The 7717-nt window shown below is 52.5% G+C and carries 8 protein-coding genes; all 8 read left to right on the forward strand.

The window, feature by feature from the left end; all coding sequences use genetic code 11:
- The first annotated feature begins 561 nt into the window (after positions 1-561).
- The 8 genes from Afil_RS10200 (at position 562) to Afil_RS10235 (ending at position 7407) form a co-directional block, all read left to right on the forward strand.
- Complete coding sequence (locus tag Afil_RS10200; protein WP_230268456.1) at positions 562-792, forward strand: hypothetical protein; 231 nt, start codon at positions 562-564, stop codon at positions 790-792.
- Between the two features lie 254 nt (positions 793-1046).
- On the forward strand, positions 1047-1835 hold the full coding sequence (gene murI, locus Afil_RS10205) for a glutamate racemase (protein WP_230268457.1): 789 nt from the start codon (positions 1047-1049) through the stop codon (positions 1833-1835).
- Positions 1828-3255, forward strand: coding sequence for an aminopeptidase (locus tag Afil_RS10210; protein WP_230268458.1), 1428 nt, complete (start codon positions 1828-1830; stop codon positions 3253-3255). The genes murI and Afil_RS10210 overlap by 8 nt, the downstream gene beginning before the upstream one ends.
- Before the next feature lie 142 nt (positions 3256-3397).
- Positions 3398-3862 (forward strand): gamma-glutamylcyclotransferase family protein, encoded by a 465-nt coding sequence (locus Afil_RS10215; protein WP_230268459.1) that lies wholly within the window; start codon positions 3398-3400, stop codon positions 3860-3862.
- 256 nt (positions 3863-4118) lie between these two features.
- On the forward strand, positions 4119-4895 hold the full coding sequence (locus tag Afil_RS10220) for an HD domain-containing protein (RefSeq protein ID WP_230268460.1): 777 nt from the start codon (positions 4119-4121) through the stop codon (positions 4893-4895).
- 103 nt (positions 4896-4998) lie between these two features.
- Positions 4999-5979, forward strand: a complete 981-nt coding sequence (locus Afil_RS10225; protein WP_230268461.1) for a Cof-type HAD-IIB family hydrolase — start codon at positions 4999-5001, stop codon at positions 5977-5979.
- Positions 5972-6844, forward strand: a complete 873-nt coding sequence (thyA, locus tag Afil_RS10230; RefSeq protein ID WP_230268462.1) for a thymidylate synthase — start codon at positions 5972-5974, stop codon at positions 6842-6844. The genes Afil_RS10225 and thyA overlap by 8 nt, the downstream gene beginning before the upstream one ends.
- Positions 6841-7407, forward strand: coding sequence for a dihydrofolate reductase (locus tag Afil_RS10235; RefSeq protein WP_230268463.1), 567 nt, complete (start codon positions 6841-6843; stop codon positions 7405-7407). The genes thyA and Afil_RS10235 overlap by 4 nt, the downstream gene beginning before the upstream one ends.
- Positions 7408-7717 lie beyond the last annotated feature (310 nt).

Below are 7717 nucleotides of genomic sequence, written 5' to 3' on the forward strand. Positions count from 1 at the left end.
CCGGATCCGAAGTATGAAGAAAACGATGAAGAATAAAAAATACGCCAAGCGGGATCTCGAAAGGGATCCCGTTTAGCGTATCTAATATTCAGTCTCGCGTATACCCGTCGATTGTTTGACACTTACATAAATACAATACGCGTGCCAATTTGGACAGATAAGCAACCAGTTAAGACCATTATGGAAAAGATGCAGGCGGCAAGGCGGTATTTGAATCCGGCTGTGATAGGCTATAGCCATCCAAACCGATGAGCGAAGGCCAAAAAAGATGACTGCCATCAAGGAAGCTGGTCCAGAAGAAGGATCCCTGATCTTTCCCTGACGTCTGATCCCACCTGCATTTGGCGATGCAAAGCGATCCTTGACAAGACTGAAATACCAGCCGGAAAATGATTCCCTTCCAGGAATTCAAGGAAGCCTGCCATACGGTTAAGGGCTCTTCGGAGCCCGTTTTTCGAATTAAAGCGAATCGATCAGGGTAGCGAACAATTTGGAACGGCCAGACGATCTGAACCGGTAGAAACCGTTCGCCTGCGATTCGCGGCAGAAAGGGGAAAAGCGATGACAAACAAACGCTGGATTTTGAATCTGGTCGTGATCGCGGCAGCGCTGATCGGCATCGTCGCCAGTCTGTTTGCGTGGATGTACGCGGCCATCCCGGCCAGAACGGCACAGGCCATTCTGTTAGGGGTGACGATTGCGGCCGTCCTGATTCTGGCCGGAATTAACTATGCGTACAGCGCGTACGGCAAACGCTTTCACAAAGTCTATCCCGACAGTCACAATCACTGACGGATTAACCGGATTTAACCAGGTTTAAAGGAAACAAAGAGACGCCCCTGCGGCGTCTTTTCTTTACGTCTGGAACACGTTCGATCCACGCCTGGCAGAACAGAAGCAAAGCAGCGCTCTCGTAAAGTGCAGGCGAAAAAGCGAAAGCCCGATGAATCACGATGGAAAAACGGAAACATGAAGAATCTGTCCGCATATGGGGAAAAGAGGGAAATTGGGCGCTTCTCTGGTCTCGTTGTATAGTTATAGCGGTGATGAAGATGAAACCCTGTGATCCAATTGGCGTATTTGATTCCGGACTTGGCGGACTGACCGTCGCGGCGCAGATTCGAAAGGAACTGCCCAATGAGACGGTTCTTTACTTTGGCGATTCCGCCCGCAATCCGTATGGGGAAAAGCCGCGTGAAGTCGTCGAGACGTATTCGATGGAAATTGTCGAAGCCTTTGCCAGACAGCACGTCAAAGCGGTGGTAATCGCCTGCAACACGGCGACCAGCGCTGCCGCCCCGCTGCTGCGCGAACACTTTGATTTCGACATTATTGGCATGGAACCGGCTCTCAAAGTCGCTGCCGATCTGAAAACCCCGTCGATCATTGCGGTCTGGGCCACGAACCTGACGCTTCATCAGGAAAAGTTTGAGCGGCTCAAAAACCGTTTTCAAAGCGGCCATGAGATCATACGGGTACCATGTCCAGGACTCGTCCGGCTTGTGGAAGAAGACCGTCTGGACGATCTGGAGGCTGTCGACGCGGCGCTGAGAGACTATCTGGCGCAAAGCAGGAACGCAGAGTTTATCGTTCTAGGCTGTACGCACTTTCTGTTTTTCAAGCAGCGCCTGCAGCAGCTCGCCGGTCCGAACGTCAAAATTGTGGACGGAAATGAAGGAACGGTGCGCCATCTGAAGCATCTTCTTGAAGAGAAGCATCTGCTCAATCCGGATTCTTCTCACAGGGAAGACAGGCTGCAGATCGACAATTCCGATCCGAGTCAGATTGACCTGTCCTGGAAACTGGTCCATCGAATGGAGGAAACGTATGAGTAAAAATAAAAACGCCTGGCTTGCCTGCGATGACAGGACGCTTGGCGAAATCATGACGTTTGCCCAAGGCTACATGAATTTTCTTTTCCTTGGAAAAACCGAACGCCGCTGCGTCAGGCAGGCGATTGCGCTTGCTGAAGGTTTCGGCTATCGCAACATTAACGAATACGCCGAAAACGGCAAGAGCCTGAAGCCGCAGGACAGAGTCTATTTCAATATGATGGATAAAGCCGTTGTGCTCTTTCACATCGGCAGCGATCCGATCGCCAAAGGCATGAACATTGTCGGCGCGCACATCGACTCGCCCCGTCTCGATCTCAAGCAGCATCCGCTCTATGAGCAGGACGGCATCTGCCTGTTCGATACCCATTACTATGGCGGCATTAAGAAATACCAGTGGACGACACTTCCGCTGGCGATGTATGGCGTGGTTGTTCTGAAGGACGGCACGCACATGGATATCGCCATCGGCGATCATCCGGAAGACGAAGTGTTCTGTATTACCGATGTCCTGCCGCATCTTGGCAAGGATCAGGCCAGCAAGCCCACATCCAAAGCCATCGAAGGCGAAGCGCTGAACGTCATCGCCGGTTCCATTCCGCAAAAGGAAGACGGCGACGAAAAAGCTTCCGATCCAGTCAAGGCGAACATTTTGCGTCTGCTCAAGGACCGCTACGGCATTGATGAAGATGACTTCATCAGTGCCGAACTCGAAGTCGTTCCGCAGGGCGAAGCCAGAACGTGCGGCCTCGATCGTTCCATGGTTTTAGGCTATGGACAGGATGACCGCGTCATGGCCTACACGGGTCTGATCGGCCAGCTCGAACTCGCGAACGAAACGCTCGAGCGTACCGCCGTATGCCTGCTTGTGGATAAGGAAGAAATCGGATCCGTCGGCGCGACGGGCATGCAGTCGCATTTCTTTGAAGACCAGGTGGCTGAAGTGCTCTCCTTACTGGGCGAGTACAGCGAACTGAACGTTCGCCGGGCTCTGCGTCATTCCACGATGCTTTCGTGCGATGTTTCCGCAGCTCATGATCCCAACGTACCGGAAGTTTCTTCCCCTAACGGCAACGCCGCGCAGTTTGGATGCGGTATCGCGATTTCCAAGTACGTCGGTTCCGGCGGCAAGAGCCATTCCAACGACGCTCGTGCGGAATACATCGCCGCGCTGCGCAAACTGCTCGATGATCACGATGTCGTCTGGCAGACCGCGGAACTCGGCAAAGTCGACCAGGGCGGCGGCGGAACGATCGCCTACATTCTGGCCAACTACGGAATGGACGTCATCGACGCTGGCGTGGCGCTGATGTCCATGCATTCTCCGTTTGAACTGAGCTCCAAGGCGGATGTGTATGAAGCCTTTTGCTGCTGCAAGGTTTTCCTGCAGTACATGCGCGATCTGCAGGCCAATTCGCTTTAAGATTGATTCCCCCGAAGATTCGGGGGATTTTTTTCGCTCTGTGGTTTCGGCCACTCCCTTTACGCTTTTTGACGAATTTCCAAAGACGTTTTGAAGGGAGAGGAAATATTGCGTATGGTGGAGGAAGCCAAGGAGAGCGAATATGAAATACTATGCAGCTTATGGAAGCAACCTCCATCTCGAACAGATGAAAGAACGATGCCCGAACGCGATCCCGATCGGAACCGCCCGTCTTGCAGACTGGAAGCTCGTCTTTAAAGGAGACAAGGGAGAGTTTTATCTCTCGATCGTCCCAAAGCAGGGGGCTTTTGCGGATGCGGGCATCTGGCAGGTGGACGCTCAGGACGAAGCCGCGCTTGATGAATACGAGGAATATCCCGCGCTGTACAAAAAGTTCACGCTGGATTTGCCCGTCAGTTTTTTTGACGGACATCGCGAATCTCTTCCTGTGTTTCTTTACGCCATTCCCCTGGGCTTTGCGGATGGCAGGCCAGAAGAAGAGTACGTACAAATCTGCGAAGCGGGCTGTCACGACTTTAGTCTGGATCCGGCGCCTTTGTTTGCGGCTCTGGAAAGGGTGCCGGCGCAGACCGGCCAGAAGTCCTGAGCCTGGAAAGGAAAGAAGATCCGACAGGGCAGCGTGGCCCGAACAGCAGCCCTGAACAGGAAACCAGACGATCGCTCTGTATGAAACAGGGCGTTTTTTTTCAGGCGAAACGAAAAAACGAACACCGATGCAAATCTGACCCAGATTGGCTGATTCGGCCCATTTCTGGCCGCATGATATAAAATAGGCATGCGCAAACCGGCGCAAGAAACAAAATCGGTTTGACGGATCGTCCGTCAGGAAGGGAAGAAGAACCATGCGTGAAGAAGAGCGTTTTACTGAGTACGTGCAGAACTACAATCCGGAGGATTCACAGATTCGTCTGAAAATCATCCATACGTGGAAAGTCGTTTCAGCCGCGGATCAGATTGCCGAAAATCTGAACCTGAGTGAAGAAGAAAAGAAGCTCGCCCATCTGGGAGCGCTGTTTCATGACATCGGCCGCTTTGAACAGGTGCGCCGCTTTCATACGTTCATGGATGCGAAAAGCGTCGATCATGCCGCTTTAGGCGCTGAAATTCTCGCACAGGAAGATTTCTTAAACGAGCTGTCCAATCAGGAAAAAGAAATGGTCATTCAGGCCGTTTCCGTTCATAACAAGCTTTCCATTCCCGATATGGATACCGGCTTTCAGCGCGTTCTCGATCAGATTTTGCGGGACGCCGACAAAGTGGACATTTTCCGGGTCAGCGCAAAGGAAGATCCCATGGATACGACCGGCGCCCCTTTATCCGCTCTCAAAACGCAGACGATCACGCCCGCCGTTTACGAGGCGCTCGTCGAGGGACGAAGCGTTGATCGTTCGAGCCGGATTACCAATCTCGATTTCTGGATGTCCTTTCTCGGCTTCATTCCTGATCTGAACTTCCCAGTTTCGTGCCGTATCGTGCTGGAACAGGGATTCTGGCGTGAACAGCTGGACCGTATGGTCAATGAACAGCTGGTCGAAGACGAAATGACAAGAGAACAGATCCAGACACTGCTTGACCTTTCCGCAAAGCGTCTGGAAGAAAAAGCCGCTCTCGCCGGTTAAGCTTTATAAATCCGAAAAACAAAACGGCTTTTCGAAAAGGCATATTCTGCGAAAAGCCCAGCGACAGATCAGGCGGCAAAGCGCCTGAAAAAGGAGGAGGCTTATGAAACCCGTAACGCTGATTGCGGTCGATGTCGACGGCACGCTGCTCAATTCGCAAAAGAAGCTCGATGAGAAAACCCGTCAGGCCGTAAACCGCCTGAAAGAATACGGAATCCTGTTTGGGATTATTTCCGGACGCCCGGTCGAAAGCGGCGTCATTCTCAGCCGCCAGTGGGGCATTGAAAATTCGATCAGTTTTTTAGTCGGCATGAACGGCGGTGCCATTTACGATATGCGCACAAAAGAAAAACAGACCTTCGCGCATCTCGACGGCAAACTGGTCTGGCAGATCTGTGAAATTTTCCGGGAAATCCCCGGCATTCATTTTGAACCGATGATCGGCAACCGCCGCTATGTGGAATTTTCCACACCGGAAACGCTCGCCATTGCCGAGCAGTTTGGCGAAGAGGAAATTATTGTCGATCTCAAGGAGTTTCTGGAACATCACGATGTGGACAAGCTGGTCATTCGCAGCCGCGCCGAAGATCAGCCGCGCATTAAGGAAATCGCAGCAGCGCATCCGTTTGAAGGGGTAGTGAGCTTTCCCACCGCGGACGTTCTTTACGAATACGTCGATCCGAAAATCAATAAGGGATTCGGCCTGGACCGCATTTGCGAACATTATGGTCTGAACGAAGAAAACGTCATCGCTTTTGGCGATGAAAGCAACGATATTGAAATGCTTCAGAAAGCCGGAGTCGGCATCGCGATGGGCAATGCCACGCCGCCGGTCAAGGCGATCGCGGATGTGGTTCTGCCCTGGACCAACGATGAACACGGCATTGCCCGCTATCTGGAACAGGACGTTCTTCCAGAACAGACCGGCCGCCTCGAAGTGCTCCCGGCATCGACGTACACTTCGTTGCGCGCCCCAGAAATGCCGGCAAATCCAGAAGCCGATACGCCTGCGCAGGGGAGGGAAACTGCCGCTGCAGGCGGCAAAGAAGAAAACCAGCAGAGAAAGGGGAAAGGGAATGTCTAAATGGGATGAAATTTACTGCGGCCTTTGCGAGACGATTCTCAGCGAAGGAACGATCGTTTCCAACCGTACAGGCGTGGATACGAAAAAAATTCCGTTTGCCCACTTCACGCTGAATGTCGGCGAAGAATTTCCGATCCTGACCGTCAAGCAGCTGTTTTTACGGCAGGCGGTTCTGGAAATGTTATGGATTTATCAGGCGCAGAGCAACGATGTGCGCTGGCTTCAGGAGCGCAATGTGCACATCTGGGACGAATGGGAAATCGATGAAAACGGCGACTGGCTGGAAGTAAATACCGGCCGGGTGCTCAAGCATTTCGATCCGTCCATGGCGCATACGATCGGTACGGCGTACGGCTACATCGTTCGCAAGTACCATCTGATCGACAAGCTGATCGATTCGCTTAAAAACCATCCGGAAGACCGGCGCCGGGTCATGTCTTTATGGCAGGATGCGGAACTCGATACGGCGGTTCTGCCCAGCTGCGTCTGGAGCAGCGAATGGGACATTACCGATGGAACGCTTAATGTACTCGTCCATCAGCGCTCGTGCGACGTCGGTCTGGGTCTGCCGTTTAACGTTACGCAGTATGCGGTACTGATGTGCATGATGGCTCAGGTGTGCGGACTGAAAGTCGGACGCCTGGACTGGTCGATTAAGGACGCGCACATTTACGTCAATCAGCTCGAGCAGATGCAGGAACTTCTGCAGCGCTGGCACACGAATGAGCCGCTGCCGGCACCGAAGCTCTGGCTCAACCCGGAAGTGAAAAACTTTTACGACTTTGACAGTTCGAAAGAACTGAAGGACGTGCATCTGGAAGGGTATCAGCACATGGGAAAACTGCGGATGCCCATTACCCAGTGATCCGCCTTGACGCCATCGCCGCAGTGGGCAGAAACGGCGAAATCGGCTGGAAGGGCGATATGCCCTGGAAGCGCGGCCTTAAACAGGATCTGAAGTTTTTCCGTAAGGTGACAATGAAGCGCCCGGTCATCATGGGCTGCAACACGTGGAAGTCGCTGCCTGGACTGCTTCCCGGCCGTCTTCATCTTGTGCTCACGTCCCATGAAATCAATCGCGAAGGCGTGCTGACCTTTTCCACAGTCGAAGACTGCCTGAAGTGGCTGGACGCGTATAAAAAGCAGAATGTACATGTACCCGAATCCATAGCACTGGATCACGGTACGGTATTTGAACAGCCTGACGCTTTTGTGATTGGCGGGGCTTCGATTTATCGCGCCTTTCTGCCGTACTGTTCGCGCCTGATCCTGACGGAAATCGATGCGGACTTTGAAGCCGACACGTATTTTCCGGATTTTGATCGAAACCAGTATTCCCGCCAGGTTCTCGATGAACAGGAAGACGGCAGCTATCACACCCGTCATGTGGTGTGGATGCGAACGACAGATCCTGCAGGCGAAGAATAAGAAGCGCCGGAAAACCAGTCGGGGAAATCCGGATCGAGAATCTCGAACCGGATGATGCAAAGCCCGATGTTTAAACTTAAGAAATGCATGCAAAAGGCTGCCTTCCTTCGAAGAAACCTCTTCGTCGTAAGGCAGCCTTTGTGTGTTGAATCGATTTTAGAATCGGGTTTATAGAACGTTCAGAAGTAAGTGTCAAACAATCGACGGGTATACGCGAGACTGAATATTAGATACGCTAAACGGGATCCCTTTCGAGATCCCGCTTGGCGTATTTTTTATTCTTCATCGTTTTCTTCATACTTCGGATCCG

Source organism: Allobaculum fili, assembly GCF_020969955.1.
GTDB classification, from domain to species: Bacteria; Bacillota_I; Bacilli_A; order Erysipelotrichales; family Erysipelotrichaceae; genus Allobaculum; species Allobaculum fili.

Bases quoted from the DNA above. Each gene is read 5' to 3' on its own strand.
- Afil_RS10225 (WP_230268461.1), top strand. From the start codon at position 4,999: ATGAAACCCGTAACGCTGATTGCGGTCGATGTCGACGGCACGCTGCTC.
- Afil_RS10200 (WP_230268456.1), top strand. From the start codon at position 562: ATGACAAACAAACGCTGGATTTTGAATCTGGTCGTGATCGCGGCAGCG.
- thyA (WP_230268462.1), top strand. From the start codon at position 5,972: ATGTCTAAATGGGATGAAATTTACTGCGGCCTTTGCGAGACGATTCTC.
- murI (WP_230268457.1), top strand. From the start codon at position 1,047: ATGAAGATGAAACCCTGTGATCCAATTGGCGTATTTGATTCCGGACTT.
- Afil_RS10220 (WP_230268460.1), top strand. From the start codon at position 4,119: ATGCGTGAAGAAGAGCGTTTTACTGAGTACGTGCAGAACTACAATCCG.
- Afil_RS10215 (WP_230268459.1), top strand. From the start codon at position 3,398: ATGAAATACTATGCAGCTTATGGAAGCAACCTCCATCTCGAACAGATG.
- Afil_RS10210 (WP_230268458.1), top strand. From the start codon at position 1,828: ATGAGTAAAAATAAAAACGCCTGGCTTGCCTGCGATGACAGGACGCTT.